Source organism: Micromonospora sp. NPDC047187, from assembly GCF_040643355.1.
Classification (GTDB): domain Bacteria; phylum Actinomycetota; class Actinomycetes; order Mycobacteriales; family Micromonosporaceae; genus Micromonospora; species Micromonospora salmantinae.
Genome location: NZ_JBEYUF010000012.1, coordinates 23,978 through 37,502, shown reverse-complemented (window position 1 = coordinate 37,502; position 13,525 = coordinate 23,978). Strand labels below are relative to the sequence as shown.

The following is a 13,525-nucleotide window of genomic DNA, read 5'->3' as shown; positions in this document are numbered from 1 at the left end:
TGCACATCCACACCGACGGGCGCTGCGCTATGCCCGGGTGGGCAGTGTTTCGGTCTCGGCGCGCAGCACGGGCGCGAACGACGCCGAGTGATCGTGCCCGGAGGCGCAGGTCTGTTGTGTCTCGGCGATGAACACGTGCGGCGAGACGCCGGTGAGCCGGACGCACTCGCGTGTGAGGTGAGGCTGGTCGGCGTAGCCGGCGCGGAGGGCGAGCAGCCCGAGCCCGTCGTCCGTCGCCGCGAGGCCCTGGGCGATCGCCTGCTGGACGAGCGCGAGGAAGCCCTGAAAGCGCAGTATCCGGTGCAGCGACTTCGGCGCGAGCCCGATCGCCGTCCGGCAGCGGCGCCGCAGCTGCGTCTCGGAGATGTGCAGAGACGCCCTCAGCGACGTCACGTCGACCGTGCGCCACGGCATGAGACCGCGCACCGCCTCGGACACGAGCGAGTCTGCGGGCTGGCCGGCGCTGGCGCGCTCCTGCACGTAGAGCTGCACGGCGGCGAGCGCTTCCTGGAGCGAGGCCGCCGTGCCGACCACGTCGCCGAGTGCGGCGGCAGAGCGGCCCCACAGCTGTTCGGCGTCCAGTGTGAGTCCGACGACCTCGGACGTGGGCTGTCCCGCGACCATCGGGAAGGCGCCTGGCACGAAGCGCACGCCGAGAATCGTGGTGCCCGGCTGAAGTACCTCGACCAGCGGCTCGGTAAGCGGGCCGATCACCTGCGGGGCCGCGCCAACCCTGCATACGAGTTCGACAGCGCCGCTGGGGATGCGCCGGTGGACGTACGGCGCGGCGTCGCGCCCGACCTGCTGCACCCAGACCGACGAGACGAGCTCGCGCAACGCCGGAGCGGGCGAGCGCTCGACGTAGCTCTGCCCGCCCGCGGCGTGGGCGGAGAACGGGTCGCTGGTCACGTGACCAGTATGTCGCGCGCGGGTTGGTCGGCCGCGAGAAGGACGCCCGGTTTGTTCAAGAGCGCGGAGCGAATCCGGCCGTACGGTTTGGCCATGTTCGACTTCATGACCTTCTGTTTGACGGGGCCGCCGACACCCGACCGCCGACCGGGCCCCGCTCAACCACCCCAAGATCGACGCCAGGGTCCGGCCCGTGCGAGCGCACGGTGAACGCGACCATCCAAGGCCGGCTCTGGAGCAGCGATCCGCAGGGCTGGGCGCAGACCGCGGAGGGCCGCATCCGGCCGCTGTACATGCGTGTGCTCGAACGCCTTCACCTTCGCCCCGGCACGCGGCTCCTCGACGTTGGCTGCGGCTCGGGCCTGTTCGCGGAGCTTGCCGCCCAGCGCGGCGCTGACGTCGTCGGGCTGGACGCGGCCCCGGGACTCGTCGAGTACGCACGCTGCCGACGCCCGGCGGCCCGCTACGTCGTCGACGACATGGAGCACATACCGTTCAGCGACAGCGGCTTCGATATCGTCACCGCGTTCAACTCGGTGCTCTACGCCGCCGACCCCCGCCACGCGCTCGCCGAGATCACGCGCGTGACCGCCCCCGCAGGCTGTGCCGTCGTAACCGTAGGCGTCGGTCCCGAACAGGCCGAAAGCGCAGCACTGATCAATCCACTGGCTCCGCACGACGAAGTGCCCGACCGCAGCACCCTCGACCTCGCCGACGCGGACGCGGCTCGCAGCGCCCTGCTCGACGCCGGGTTCGCATCCGTCACGTCGACCGACATCGCGTTCGACATCGAATTCAACGACCAGAACGAGGCGATCGCCGCCCAGATGCCGGCCGGCCCAGTCAGCGCGGCGGTCCGCCACTCCGGCCGCGCGGCCGTGGAAGCGGCGCTGGGGTCCTTCTTCGCGCCGCGATCACGAGCCGACGGGACCATCCGCCTGGGCCTCGTCTTCCGCTGCTATCTCGCGCAGCGGGCGCGATGACCCGCGGCTTCGGCGTGGGCGGTCCGGCCCTGCCGAATGACGACCCCACGAAGGACGACCAACCAACGAGAAGGGAACCACGATCATGAAACTGACGACCACCACGCAGGTGTCTGTCGACGGCGTGATGCAGGCAAACGGCGGGCGGCATCCGATCCTCGACCCTGGAATGGAGCGCGGCGGATGGGCCCGGCCGCTTTTCGACAACGAGGCCATGACGTTCGTCGACCAGACCTACCAGCGCGCTGACGCGTTCCTGTTCGGTCGGCGGACCTACGAACTGTTCGCCGGCTACTGGGGCGTGAGAGAAGACCTGGAAAACCCCATCGTCGGTGCCTTGAACACCAAGCCCAAATACGTCGCATCGACCACGCTCACCGACCCGCAATGGGCGAACACGATCACCCTCTCCGGTGACCCCGCGGCGGCCATCCGCGAGCTGAAAGCCAAGCCGGCGGGTGAGCTGCAGGTGCACGGCAGCGCCATCCTGACCCGGTGGCTGCTCGAAAACGACCTCGTCGATGAGATGAACCTGCTCATCGTCCCGGTGGTCGTCGGCCAAGGCATGCGCATGTTCCCCGACACCGGCCCAGATATCGCACTGGACCTGGTCGACTCGCAAGTCTTCCCGAAGGGCATAACGCTCCAGGTCTACCGACCCGCCGGGCGCCCGCAGTACGCCACCACCTGAAACACGACAAGGGGTGCCGCAGTCCGTCAGAGCTGACTATTCGTGGGCCCGGCTGCTGCATCGACCGCTGGGCCGCGCTCCGCTGGGGTCGATGGCGTCGACGAGTGACCGCGCCGCCGTCAAGCCATCCACCGCTAGGCGACCAGCTGAGGCGGGCACGCCGCGGTCGGTCCACTCCTGAGCCACGGTGTCCCGCCACCCCCCTCGACCTCGCACATGAAGAACAGCCCAGTGCGCTTGCGCTGCGAAAACAGCACGGTCAAGCGCTGACCTTCCAACGGATGGAAAGCGTGAGTGATCACCAATTGGTCCGAAGAGTACCTTGACTGACGAGCTGTATAGGGCACGGGTTCCAACGGTCGGCGTCACGATATGCTGGCCACGGCAGAGCGCCTGCCAGCGCCCGATGTGGTGGCCCACGCCCGACCACATGCCTGGGGCCAAGAGTCTCCGACTCCGCGCCGATCCGTCGACTCCCGGCGTGCCGGTCACGCCGCCTGTTCGGTGGAGTGCGTGGGGCTGCACCGGAGGCGTCATGTCTGATTCCACCCCCCGACGGACCCCAGCTCCGGGACGCGCCCGCAAGCGCGCCATCCGTGAACATGCAGCCCGGGCTGGCGTCGCCTACTCGGAGGCCGCCCGGCAGCTCGAGTCGGTCGGCCTTCGGCCCGGCGAAACCCTCTCCAGGTACGGGCGAACGATCTATCCGATCGGGTTCGACCCGCACCGCCAACTGCTCGTCGAACGCCGTGAGCGGCGGTCGTTCGAGGAGCGGGTGGCGGACACCAGGCGGGCCGCGGTCCTGCCGCATGGTCGCGCGCAGCACCTCGTCGGGCGGTTCCCGCCCAGCCGTGGGCGTACCGGCAGCGGGGTGGACTCGCTCTATCACGGCGAGGGCCGCGAGGAACTGCTCGCGATGCTGTACATCGTGATCGTGGCCGAGTCGCCAGGGTTGCTGCCCGAGGTCGGGGACCTCGCCTGGATCGCGGAACTCGGCGAGGACACCGCGCTCGACACGGCCTGCGCCGACATCGACCGCGAGGCCCGCCGGCTGCTCGACCAGGAGCCGATGGCCCTCTGGTCGCGCATCCAGCAGGCGCTGACCACTGTCGAACGTAGCGTGGACGGGCAGGTCCGCCAGGAGGCGATCCGGCAGACCGCGCTGTTGAGCACGATGATGACGCCGCGTCTCGGGTCCGCGGGCGAGCCGTACGTTCCGGGGCTGCCCGTTGGCGGTGCCCGGCAGATCCTTGACGCGCTGCTCATCGTCGCCGACGACGGACACGCGCCGGGCACCCGGGTACGCCTGCTCAGGCAGCCGCACCACGCGGGGTCGGCCACGATCATCGGTGCCCGGTGGGGTCGGTCAGGTCCGCCGGTGGGCTATCTCGTGTGGCTCGACGGGGCGACGGCGCCGCTGTCGGCCCGCCCCGACGACCTGATTGTCCTGGCCGACCAGGAGACCACTCCGCGCTGAGCCAGGGCCCGCCTCGGTGTGCCCGCATCGTCTCCTCCGGGCCCCGGTCAGATCCTCCTGAACAGCTTCGTTGTCTAGACCGCCGTCGGATGGATCAGGCGACGGCCAGGCGAAAGACCTGCCGGGAACCGCCCTCCGGACCGGGATCGACGGCCTCGGCAGGGGTGAAACCAAGGCGTTCGTAGAAGGCACGCGCACCGCTGACGCAGGCGCCCGGGTGATCGGCACCAAAGGTGACCACTTCGACGGAACCTGAGCCCGGTACAAACCTGCGCATCGCTGCTGTCATCAGTGCACGACCAACACCCTTTCCCCGTGACTGCTCAGCAACGACAAGCCAGTGGACGTGGTGGGTCGGAACCTTCGCCGTGAACAACAACCCACCCAGGAGATCGGACCCGGAGGAGAAAGCAACGATCGCTGTGGTCCGACGAATGTGCTTGCGCACCGCGTCATGGAAGCCACGATCCTCGACCATCGGGCCGAACCAGCACTCGACCTCGGCCGCCAGACCAAGGAAGCCGTTGAAGTCCCGCTCTTCGGCAAGTCTGACGATCTGACAGCAACACCATCGCGTCAGGTGGAGTAGTTGTCCATCAACCCCGCGTCACCTCGTCGATCATGGAGTTGTGGTGGGCGATAAAAGCCCGCCCGCGTGCCGCGATCTTGCATTTTCTGCCCCGACATAGGGACCATTCCACTCGTATAGGCAACCGAAACTGCAAGATCGGCGGGGCGCGGGGCGCGGGGCGCGGGCCGGCCGGGCTCCCTTGCGGGGAGCCCGGCCGGTGCGGTCGACGCCGTCGTAGAGCTGTCCGGAGCGCAGCGGGGGGGAGGTGCTGCGGCGGGAGAGGTACGGACGGCGTGACCGCGCTCCGCGCGGCGGTCCACCTGCTCAGCTCGGTAGGCGGCCCCGCGTGGAGACGAAGTGGTACGACATGACGGCGAACCCGGGGTCACGGAGCAGCCGCCGGAAGGCGTGCAGTTGCTGGGGCGACAGCCCGGCCGCCAGCAGGTCCGGTTCCAACTGGCGGGAGTTGGTCTCGTAGAGCGACGTTCCGGTCGACCCGCCGGCCCAGCTCTGCGAGTGGGTGATGGTGTCCAGGTCGGTCAGACCGGCGAGAGCCATCTCGGTGTGTACGTCCTGCGCCCAGCCCAGGTCGGCGCCGTGGTCCTCCAGGACACCCATCATGGCGTCCATGACCTGCGCGAAGAGCTTCGCGGCGTCGTCGCTGGGCGCGGTCAGCACCCGCTGCGGCGCGGTGCAGTCGAACTCCTCGACCACCAGCCACCCGCCCGGCGCCAGCGCGCCGGTGAGGGTGCGCAGGACCCGTCGCCGATCGGGGAGGTGCAGCAGCACCAGCCGGGCGTGGATCAGGTCGAACGCGTCCCCGGGTGGCGCTTCGGTGCGCACGTCGTGCCGGCGTACGTGCAGGTTGCCCTCGGCCACCAGGTGGGTGGGGTCGATGTCGGTGGCCAGCACGTGACCGTCGTCGCCGACCGCGCGGGCCATCCGCCGGGCCATCGAGCCGCCACCGGCCCCGACCTCCCAGCAGGTCGCGCCCGGTTCCAGCACCGGGCGGGCCAGCCGACGCGTCGTGATCGGATCCAGGAAGGACTCCAGCGCATGCATCTGGGGAACGGCGTCCGGTGCGCCGTTGTCGAACGTGTACGTGTCATCGCTCGTAGCGGTTGTCATCGGTGTCTACCTCTCCGTGAAGGGTCGGGTGACTCGTGAAGGGTCGTTGACTACGGGGTGTCGGCCCAGAGCCGAGGGGTCGGTCGGTTGGCCGGGGGCGGCGCAACGGCGGCGACGCTCAACATCGCCGCCAGTGGGGCCGGGTCGCGGCGGGCCTCCGCAGTCGGCCGGTCGTAGACCACCCGGCCGTACTCCAGCACCGCCACCCGGTCCGCGAGTTCGATCGCGTGCTGGAGCTGCTGCTCCACGAGCAGCACGGTCAGGCCGTCGGCGGCGAGACCGTTGACGAGTTCGCGGACCCGCGCCGCCAGATCGGGCGAGAGCCCCTCACAGGGTTCGTCGAGCAGCAGCACCCGGGGTTGGCCGAGCAGCGCACGGGCTATCGCCAGCATCTGCTGCTCACCGCCGGATAGTTCGCAGCCGCGGTGTCGCAGCCGCACCGCCAACCTTGGCAGCAGTTCCAGGGTCCGGGCGACCGTCCAGCCCCCGCCGCCGGAGGTGGGGGCCCGCCACGGCGCGGCCGCCAGGTGCAGGTGCTCGGCCACCGTCAACCGGGAGAAGACCCGTCGACCCTGCGGGACGAGACCGACGCCGGACTGGGCGATGCGATGAGGTTGTCGGCCGGCGACGTGCACGCCGCCGATCTCGACGCGACCGCTGGACGCCCGCACCAGCCCGGCGATGGTGTGCACGAGTGTGCTCTTGCCCGCCCCGTTGCGGCCCACCACTGCCTGGATGCTGCCCGGGCGTACCCGCAGGCTGACCTCGTGCAGGACGATTCCCCCGCCGTAGCCGGCGCAGAGACGATCCACAGTGAGCATCAGGCCACCCCGTCGGCGTAGGCCTGCCGCACCAGCGGCGAGGTACGGATCTCGTCAGGCGTGCCGGCGGCCAACCTCTGACCGTCGCGCAGCACCGTGACCGTGTCGGAGAGGGCGTACACCAGGTCCAGTCGGTGTTCGACAAGCAACACGGCGACCGCCCTGGGCAGCGCCTGGAGCAACTCGACCAGCCGGCCGACCTCGATGGCGGACAGCCCGGCCGCCGGTTCGTCGAGGAGCAGCAGGCGGGGGCGACCGGCCAGCGCCATCGCGATCTCCAACTGGCGTCGTTGCCCGTGCGCGAGGTGCCCGGCCGGCACCGCCGCGACGGCGGTGAGCCCCATCTGGTCCAGCAACGGGCCGGCCAGGCGCTGCGCGGCGCGTCGGCGGCCGCCCGGCCACCACCGGCGGCTCGGGATGACCCGGGGCAGCGCAGCCACCACGACGTTCTCCGTCGCGGTGAGCGTCGGAAAGACCGCGGGACGTTGGTGGATGCGGTTGATGCCCCGCCGGGCCCGGGCCGCCGGGCCGAGCCGACCGACGTCCCGCCCGTCGAACCGCACCGAGCCGCGTTGCGGCCTGGTGGACCCGCCGAGCACGTTGAGCAGGGTCGTCTTGCCGGCCCCGTTCGGGCCGATCAACGCGTGCCGTTGGCCGTCATGGATGCGCAGGTCCACGCCGTCGAGTGCGGCGAGTGAGCCGTACCGCACGCTGATCCCCTGGGCTTCCAGCAGGCCGGTCATCGGTGCAGCTCCGCAACGGTGGCCTGGTCATGGGCGGCTGGCTGCTCCGGCTGTAGCGCCGGGGCTCCCGGCGGGCGGAGCCGTCCCCGGGCCCGGTTGACGCCGGTGGGCAGCAGGTAGACAGTCGCCACGAACAGCGCGCCCAGCACCAGTGGCGCGTGGCCCGGCAGCACCCCGAACAGCCAGTCCCGGGCGGCGATGACCAACGCCGCGCCCACCAGGGCGCCACCCACCGAGGCGGTGCCACCGATGACGACACCGAGCAGCAGCAGCGCGGACGTGTCGAAGCCGAAGTCGGCGGGGGAGATGTACTGCTGGGCGACGACCAGGAGCGAGCCGGCGGCACCGGCGATCGCCCCGGCGGCGATGTGCGCGCCGGACAGGTGCAGCGCCACCCGGTGACCGCTGGCCCGCAACCGCGTCTCGTCGTCGCGGCCGGCACGCAGCACCAGCCCGGCCCGGGTACGCAGCAGCACCAGCACCGCGCCGACCAGCGTGGCCACGACGACCAGGGCGTACAGGTAACGGGCCTGATCGTTGGCCAGGGCCGGAAGCCCCCAGAACGGGCGGACCGCGGGGATGCCGGCCAGCCCGTCGGTGCCACCGGTCACCGATCGCCACCGCCCGAGGACGATGACGACGAGTTCACCGATGGCCAGGGTGATCATCAGGACGATCACCCCTCGGGCGTGCACGACGAGCGGCACGGTGAGCGCGGCCAGCAGCGCCCCGGCGGCCGCCGCGACGACGAGCTGCACGACGCCGACGTCGGAGACTCGGCTGCCGACCACGGCGCAGGCGTAGGCGCCGGCCGCGTACGGTGCGGTCTGGCCGAGGGTGGGCATGCCGGCGACGCCGGTGAGCAGCGCCACGCTCACCCCGACCAGGGCCAGCGCCAGCGTCCGGGCCAGGATCGCCGTGGTGTAGTCGTCGACAACCCAGGGCGCCACGACCAGACCGACCAGGACGAGCGCCGCGATGCCGCCCCGAACCCGCCGGATCACCTCACCCCTCATGCCGCCCTCCACCTGCCGGCCAGGCCACGGGCCCGCACGGCCAGCACGGCCGCCATGGCGGCGAACAGCAGAAACGGCGCGGCGGACGGCAGCAGCGCCACCCCCAGCGTCTGGATCTCGCCGATCGCGAGCGCGGCCAGCAGGGTGCCCGCCATCGACCCGAGACCACCGAGGACGACCACCACCAGGGAGAGCAGCAGCACCGTGTCGGCGGTGCCTGTGCCGGGGCCGATGATGGGCGCGCCCAGGACACCGGCCGCGCCGGCCAGCGCACCCGCGGCGGCGAGCACACCGGCCCGGATCCGTGCCGGACTCACACCCAGACAGGCGACCATCTCCGGGTCGTCGACGGCCGCCCGGACCAGCATCCCGGCCCTGGTGCGTCGCACCACCAGGTAGAGGGCGGCGGCGAGCACCGCCGCGACGACGATGAACACCAACCGGTACGCGGCGTAGCGGTGACCGGCGACCATCACCGACCCCTCCAGGGCTGCGGGCACCTGGACCTGCGGGTTGTCGGGCCCGAAGCCGGCGACGAGCAGGCTGCCGCCGGCCAGCGCCACCCCGAACGTCAGCAGCGCCTGACTCAGGTGATTGCCGGTGGCGACCGGTGTGAGCAGGCCGGCCAGCAGCACCCCCGTCGCCGCGGCGGCCAGCACACCGACGGCGAGGGCCAACGCCAGGCTCACCCAGCCGCCGTCGAGCAGCGCCGCGGCGGTGTACCCGCCGATCGCGTAGAGCAGGCCGTGCGCCAGGTTGAGGATGTTGGCGACGCCGAAACAGAAGACCAGGCCCGACGCGGCGACGAACACGAGCAGCCCGTAGGCGACTCCGTCCAACGCCGGGATCAGGTACGGGTCGATCCGGTTCGTGCCGGCCGCCACCGCGATCACCGGCCGACGGTCGCGAGGTCGCCCACGACGGTGTTGGACAGCGCCCGGCCGTCCTGGCGGACCTGCCGCAGGTACCACTTCTGCACGGGCGAGTGCGTGGTGGTGGAGAACTGCCAGGTACCGCGCGGGCTGGCGATCTGGCCGAGTTGACCGATGGCCGTGTTGATGGCCTCGGGGGTCGGGTTGCTTCCGGCGGCGCCGATCGCCCGGTCCAGCACCGCCGCCGCGTCGTACGAGGCGAGCGCGTAGGTCGTCGGCGAACCGTCGTGCTTCGCCTTCCACGCGGCCACGAAGGCGCGGTTCTCCGCGTTGTCGAGGTCGGGCGAGTAGTTGAGCACCGAGTAGATGTCCCGGGCGGCCTCGCCCTGCGCGTTGAGCACGCCGCCCTCGGTGAGGAACCCGGCCGCGTACAACGGGACGTCCCTGATCTCGGACTGCGCGTACTGCTTCACGAAGTCGACGGCGGCGCTGCCGGCGTAGAAGGTGTAGACGGCCGCCGCGCCGGATGCCTTGATGCGGGCGAAGTACGGGAGGAAGTTGGTGGTGGCCGGGAACGGCGTGAAGGTCGTCTTTCCGTCGGCGTTCGCGAGCTTCCCGCCGATCTTGCCGAACGCGTCGGTGAAGCCGCGCAGCTCGTCCCAACCGCCCTGGTAGTCCGGGCCGATCGCGTACACGGAGCCCTTCACGTTGTCGCGGACGTGCTGGGCGATCGCCTCCCCGGGCTCGTCGGAGAGGTACGAGGTGTGCCAGACCCGGGAGACGTCCTTGAGCTCCGGTCGGCCGTTAGAGCCGACCAGTGGCACCTTGGTCTCGTTGAGCACGGGGGTGACCCCGGCGACCGAGCCGCCACCGACGATGCCGGTCAGCGCGGACACCCGGTCCTGCTTGAGCAGCTTGGTCGCCGCCGGGACGGCGGTCTGGGCGCCGTTGCCCTCGTCCGCGACGATGAGGTCGACCTGCCGGCCGCCCAACTTGCCGTCGTGGGTGTCCAGGTAGAGCTGGAAGCCGTCGCGGATCTCCGTACCGACCGCCTGGTACGTCCCGGACAGCGACGCGAGCAGGCCGATCTTTATCGAGCCGCCGGCGCCCGTGCCCGGAGCGTCGTCGCCGCAGGCCGTGCTGGTGGTCAGCACGGCGGCGAGCAGCGCGGCGGTGAGGGCACGGCTGCGCCAAGGCGTGGTGAGAGGCATGTCTAACTCCAGAGGAAGGGGAAGGGGTCTCCGGCGTGGGGGCGCCGGGGTGGTCAGCGGCTGCGGGCGAGCGCCGCTCGGGCAGCGGGGGTCAGCGCGTCCCCGATGCGGTTGGCCAGCTCGGTCATCTCGTAGGAGACCTTGCCCACGTCGCACTCGGGCGCGGCGAGCACCAGCAGCGAGGCGCCGTCGTTGAAGGCCATGGAGAACATGAACCCGCCCTCGAGCTGGGTGACGTTGGAGATCACCGCGCCGGCGTCGAAGAAGGCCGCCGCCCCCCGCAACAGGCTGACCAGCCCGCTACCCGTGGCGGCCAGCTGGTCGGCCCGGTCCGGTGGCAGGTCGCGGGTGGCGGCCACCATCAGGCCGTCGCTGGAAATGGCGATCGCGTGGCTGACCTCGGTCGCGCGCGAGGCGAAGTTGTCCAGCAGCCAGCCGAGATCCTGTTGGTCGGTCACGTGCTCTCCTGTCGCGTCATTTGTTACCGAGGTTGATCGGGGTGCGCCGTCGGTTCGCCACGCCGCGCGCGTACGCGGCCATCGCCGTGGCCACCTGAGCGGGGTCGCGGTACTCGGACCGTTGCTGCTGTTGGGGCACCGTGACACCGCCGGGCACGAGGTGGCGTTGCGGCTGCCGCTTGGGCAGGCCGGAGTTGGTGGTCGTGGCGACCTCGGGGGTGTGCGCCTGGGCGGCCGTACGCCAGGCGTCGTCGGCGGGGCTGGACCACTGCTGGCCGTTCTGGCCGTTCTGCCCGTCGACGACGTCGTTCTGGAACCAGTGGTTGACCTGTTCGAAGATGAGCAGCTCCTCGGTGGGCGCGTCACCCCGGTCCGGGGGTGGGGGAGCCGGTCGGAAGACCGGCGCGGCCGGCAGGGTCCGTTCGGTCGGCGGGCGTCCGGCGGTGGGTTCGGGGCGCGGCTGGTACGGCGGCGGCGGGCTGGGCGTCCGCGCTGCCCGCCGCGACAGCCGGCCGGGTGCGAGCAGGTACTCCTCCGGTGGCAGCGACCGGATGATCGCCGCGGGCAGTGTCGCCTCGGCGAGGACGCCGCGTCGGGGACCGCGTCGCAGTTGGACGGTGGCGCCCAGCCGGGTCGCGAGCTGGCCCACGACGACCAGCCCCATCGCCCGTACGGCGGCCACGTCGATGGCCGGTGGGTGGGCCAGCAGCTCGTTGAGCTGCTGCATCCTCTGCGTGGACAGCCCCACACCCTCGTCGCTGATCTGGACGATGACGCGGTCTCCCAGGCTCCGGCCGCTCACCCAGGTCTCGCTGCCCGGCGGCGAGTACGTCGTGGCGTTGTCCATGAGTTCGGCGAGCAGGTGCACGACCTCGTCGACGGTCTTGGCGGCCACCGCGACGTCCCCGTCGATCATGCCGAGTCGGACCCGCGCGTAGTGCTCGATCTGGGACAGCGCCGCCTGGAGCACCTGTTGCAGCGGAACGTCGCGCTGGCGTACGCGACCCACGCCGACACCGCCGAGCACCAGCAGGCTGGCGTTGATCCGGCCCATCCGGGTCGCCAGGTTGTCCAGTGTGTACAACTGGTCGAGCCGGTCGGGGTCGGTTTCGTCCCGCTCGACCAGGTCGACCTGGGCCAGGACGGCGTCGACCAGTCGCTGTTCGCGGCGGCTCAGGTGGATGAAGATGTCGGCGGTGTTGGCGCGCATGACTGCCTGTTCGGCGGCGGTCCGCACGGCGGCATGGTGCACGGCGCTGAACGCCTGGCCCAGTTCGCCGATCTCGTCGTCGCTGGACGGTTCGAGGGCGGCACTGGACTGCTGGTGGGCCAGCTTCTGTGGGTCGACGGCGGCGCTGCCGGGCTGTTGGAGCTGGGCCACCACGGCGGGTAGCTGTTCGAAGGCGACCGCGTTGGCCGCGTCCCGTAGCCGGCGCAGCCGTCGGGTGATCTGCCGTGCGACGGCCCAGGTCACCAACGCGGTCAGGATCAGGGCCAGGAGGACGCTGGCCGCCTCGGCCACGGCCCGGCGGCGCTGGTCGGCGTGCGCGGCGCGAACGTCGTCGCGGACCGCGTCGTCGACCCGGGCGCGCAGGTCGGCCAGCCGGGCGGCGCGGGTCTGGGTGGTGGACACCCACGCGTCGGTCTCCAGTTTCAGTTGCGACCCCGGCTGGGCCCGGGACACCTCGTCCTGCATCCGTTGCAGGGTGAGCGCCTCCTTGCCGGTGCCGGCCTGCTCCCACCAGATGCTCCACTCGGGTGGGGCCAGGGCCAGGAACGACAGGCTCGACTCGGTGTAGCTGGTGCGGGCCGCCGTGATGTCCTGCTGCGTGGCCGGGGTCAGTTCCCCGCCCGCGACGGCGCGCAGCACGGCCACCTGCTGCTGACCGATGGCCTCGGCCGTCTTCGACAGCGCCGCCGATGCCCGGATCCCGTCGGCGAGTGGGGCGTCCACCACGCCGTGTGAGACGTTCTCCCGGAAGTTGATGAGGTCGGCGATGGCGATGCGGTAGCTGAAGGTCATCGCCGACACCGACGCGTGCGTGGCGGTGCGCACCTGGGTGCGCAGCGGGGCGAGGCCGTCCAGGGCAGCGTCGATACGCCGCAGGAGAGCCGAGTTGGTGCCGTTGTCGCCGGACAGTCGGTCACGCTGCCCGCGGTAGCGGGCGACGGCGTCATCGGTGGCGGCCATCTCCACGCCGAAGGCGTCCTGCTGCTCCGGCCGGGCATGGGTGAGCAGGTCGGCGGCGGCGATGCGTTCGCGTTGCAGGCGGTAGGCCAGGTCGCCGGCCTCGGCACCGACCTGCGCCAGGATCTGCAGGTCGCCGGCGCGGGCCGTCTGGCGTGCGCTCTCGGTCAGTGCGAGACCGGCGAAGCCGATCACGGCGACGAGCGGGGCCGCGACGATGAGGCGCATCCGGCCGGCTATCTTCCAACCGCGTCGGCGGGTCGGGTAGGGTCTGGCCGCGTGGGACCGGGTGCTCGACGCCAAGATTGACTCCCACGACTCGTCGATGACGGTCTATCCGCACGTTGCCGAATGCAAGTCCCATTCGGCCGGAAGCCGCGCTCGTAGACCAGACCTGGCCGTGGTACAAACTGCCCGTACCAGTATCTGTACCCAACGTCAGCAACCGGTGACGCCG

The 13,525-nt window shown here is 71.3% G+C and carries 14 protein-coding genes; 4 read left to right on the top strand and 10 right to left on the bottom strand.

Translation table 11 applies throughout. From position 1 onward, the window contains the following. Window positions 1–27: 27 nt before the first annotated feature. On the bottom strand, window positions 28–909 hold the full coding sequence (locus ABZ794_RS19915; protein ID WP_357516858.1) for a helix-turn-helix domain-containing protein: 882 nt from the start codon (window positions 907–909) through the stop codon (window positions 28–30). A 206-nt stretch (window positions 910–1,115) separates the two neighbouring features. Here ABZ794_RS19915 and ABZ794_RS19910 point away from each other — a divergent pair, with 206 nt between their 5' ends. The 3 genes from ABZ794_RS19910 to ABZ794_RS19900 all read left to right on the top strand — a co-directional run bounded on the left by ABZ794_RS19910 (window position 1,116) and on the right by ABZ794_RS19900 (window position 4,060). Then, window positions 1,116–1,892 carry a methyltransferase domain-containing protein gene (locus tag ABZ794_RS19910; RefSeq protein WP_238689391.1) on the top strand — a complete coding sequence of 259 codons (777 nt, stop codon included), beginning with the start codon at window positions 1,116–1,118 and terminating at the stop codon, window positions 1,890–1,892. Between the two features lie 85 nt (window positions 1,893–1,977). Continuing rightward, on the top strand, window positions 1,978–2,583 hold the full coding sequence (locus ABZ794_RS19905; RefSeq protein WP_210781136.1) for a dihydrofolate reductase family protein: 606 nt from the start codon (window positions 1,978–1,980) through the stop codon (window positions 2,581–2,583). Between the two features lie 535 nt (window positions 2,584–3,118). Beyond that, the gene (locus ABZ794_RS19900) at window positions 3,119–4,060 is read left to right on the top strand and encodes a hypothetical protein (protein WP_357516855.1); all 942 of its coding nucleotides are present in this window, start codon (window positions 3,119–3,121) and stop codon (window positions 4,058–4,060) included. 94 nt (window positions 4,061–4,154) lie between these two features. Here the strand turns inward: ABZ794_RS19900 and ABZ794_RS19895 are convergent, their stop codons facing one another. Beyond that, window positions 4,155–4,508, bottom strand: coding sequence for a GNAT family N-acetyltransferase (locus ABZ794_RS19895; protein WP_357516853.1), 354 nt, complete (start codon window positions 4,506–4,508; stop codon window positions 4,155–4,157). 6 nt (window positions 4,509–4,514) lie between these two features. Here ABZ794_RS19895 and ABZ794_RS19890 point away from each other — a divergent pair, with 6 nt between their 5' ends. After that, window positions 4,515–4,649: a hypothetical protein gene (locus ABZ794_RS19890; RefSeq protein WP_357516851.1), complete on the top strand. Its 135-nt coding sequence runs from the start codon at window positions 4,515–4,517 to the stop codon at window positions 4,647–4,649. A 306-nt stretch (window positions 4,650–4,955) separates the two neighbouring features. Here the strand turns inward: ABZ794_RS19890 and ABZ794_RS19885 are convergent, their stop codons facing one another. The 8 genes from ABZ794_RS19885 to ABZ794_RS19850 are packed head-to-tail and all read right to left on the bottom strand — an operon-like array spanning window position 4,956 to window position 13,296. Then, window positions 4,956–5,759 carry a methyltransferase domain-containing protein gene (locus tag ABZ794_RS19885; RefSeq protein ID WP_357516850.1) on the bottom strand — a complete coding sequence of 268 codons (804 nt, stop codon included), beginning with the start codon at window positions 5,757–5,759 and terminating at the stop codon, window positions 4,956–4,958. A gap of 50 nt (window positions 5,760–5,809) precedes the next feature. After that, entirely contained in the window at window positions 5,810–6,580 is a 771-nt protein-coding gene (locus ABZ794_RS19880) for an ABC transporter ATP-binding protein (RefSeq protein ID WP_357516848.1), read from the bottom strand. Then, entirely contained in the window at window positions 6,580–7,323 is a 744-nt protein-coding gene (locus ABZ794_RS19875; protein WP_357516846.1) for an ABC transporter ATP-binding protein, read from the bottom strand. Before ABZ794_RS19875 ends, ABZ794_RS19880 begins: the two co-directional genes overlap by 1 nt. After that, window positions 7,320–8,339, bottom strand: coding sequence for a branched-chain amino acid ABC transporter permease (locus ABZ794_RS19870; protein ID WP_357516844.1), 1,020 nt, complete (start codon window positions 8,337–8,339; stop codon window positions 7,320–7,322). Before ABZ794_RS19870 ends, ABZ794_RS19875 begins: the two co-directional genes overlap by 4 nt. Then, window positions 8,336–9,232, bottom strand: a complete 897-nt coding sequence (locus ABZ794_RS19865; RefSeq protein ID WP_210786119.1) for a branched-chain amino acid ABC transporter permease — start codon at window positions 9,230–9,232, stop codon at window positions 8,336–8,338. Before ABZ794_RS19865 ends, ABZ794_RS19870 begins: the two co-directional genes overlap by 4 nt. Then, window positions 9,229–10,422, bottom strand: a complete 1,194-nt coding sequence (locus tag ABZ794_RS19860) for an ABC transporter substrate-binding protein (protein ID WP_357516842.1) — start codon at window positions 10,420–10,422, stop codon at window positions 9,229–9,231. The genes ABZ794_RS19865 and ABZ794_RS19860 overlap by 4 nt, the downstream gene beginning before the upstream one ends. A 53-nt stretch (window positions 10,423–10,475) precedes the next feature. Further along, window positions 10,476–10,880: a roadblock/LC7 domain-containing protein gene (locus tag ABZ794_RS19855; RefSeq protein WP_357516841.1), complete on the bottom strand. Its 405-nt coding sequence runs from the start codon at window positions 10,878–10,880 to the stop codon at window positions 10,476–10,478. Window positions 10,881–10,896: 16 nt separating this feature from the next. Next, on the bottom strand, window positions 10,897–13,296 hold the full coding sequence (locus ABZ794_RS19850; RefSeq protein WP_357516839.1) for a nitrate- and nitrite sensing domain-containing protein: 2,400 nt from the start codon (window positions 13,294–13,296) through the stop codon (window positions 10,897–10,899). Between the last annotated feature and the right edge of the window lie 229 nt (window positions 13,297–13,525).

Excerpts from the sequence above, each read along its gene's own strand:
- ABZ794_RS19850 (WP_357516839.1), bottom strand. The coding sequence starts at position 13,296 with ATGCGCCTCATCGTCGCGGCCCCGCTCGTCGCCGTGATCGGCTTCGCC.
- ABZ794_RS19875 (WP_357516846.1), bottom strand. The coding sequence starts at position 7,323 with ATGACCGGCCTGCTGGAAGCCCAGGGGATCAGCGTGCGGTACGGCTCA.
- ABZ794_RS19905 (WP_210781136.1), top strand. The coding sequence starts at position 1,978 with ATGAAACTGACGACCACCACGCAGGTGTCTGTCGACGGCGTGATGCAG.
- ABZ794_RS19885 (WP_357516850.1), bottom strand. The coding sequence starts at position 5,759 with ATGACAACCGCTACGAGCGATGACACGTACACGTTCGACAACGGCGCA.
- ABZ794_RS19900 (WP_357516855.1), top strand. The coding sequence starts at position 3,119 with ATGTCTGATTCCACCCCCCGACGGACCCCAGCTCCGGGACGCGCCCGC.
- ABZ794_RS19870 (WP_357516844.1), bottom strand. The coding sequence starts at position 8,339 with ATGAGGGGTGAGGTGATCCGGCGGGTTCGGGGCGGCATCGCGGCGCTC.
- ABZ794_RS19880 (WP_357516848.1), bottom strand. The coding sequence starts at position 6,580 with ATGCTCACTGTGGATCGTCTCTGCGCCGGCTACGGCGGGGGAATCGTC.
- ABZ794_RS19860 (WP_357516842.1), bottom strand. The coding sequence starts at position 10,422 with ATGCCTCTCACCACGCCTTGGCGCAGCCGTGCCCTCACCGCCGCGCTG.
- ABZ794_RS19890 (WP_357516851.1), top strand. The coding sequence starts at position 4,515 with ATGGAAGCCACGATCCTCGACCATCGGGCCGAACCAGCACTCGACCTC.